Raw genomic sequence first — 327 nt, forward strand, 5'->3', positions numbered from 1 at the left:
AGCCCCACCGGCGGCCCCAACATGATCCTGGACGACGGCGGCGACGCCACCCTCCTGGTCCACAAGGGTGTGGAGTACGAGAAGGACGGCAAGGTCCCCCCGCCCGACACGCCCGAGTCCGACGAGCACCGCGTCATCCTGGAGCTGCTCACCCGCACCCTGGGTGAGAACCCCCAGAAGTGGACCCAGCTGTCCTCGGAGATCCGCGGCGTGACCGAGGAGACGACCACCGGTGTGCACCGCCTGTACGAGATGCAGCGCGACGGTGTCCTGCTGTTCCCGGCGATCAACGTCAACGACGCCGTCACCAAGTCGAAGTTCGACAAC

At 67.0% G+C, this 327-nt stretch carries 1 protein-coding gene; it reads left to right on the top strand.

Annotation, left to right across the window (positions count from 1 at the left end):
• Window positions 1-327: adenosylhomocysteinase (locus ADK65_RS04115; protein ID WP_199825565.1), on the top strand; the 327-nt coding region annotated here is incomplete at both ends.

Origin of the sequence: Streptomyces sp. NRRL B-1140 (assembly GCF_001280065.1) — a bacterium.
Classification (GTDB): domain Bacteria; phylum Actinomycetota; class Actinomycetes; order Streptomycetales; family Streptomycetaceae; genus Streptomyces.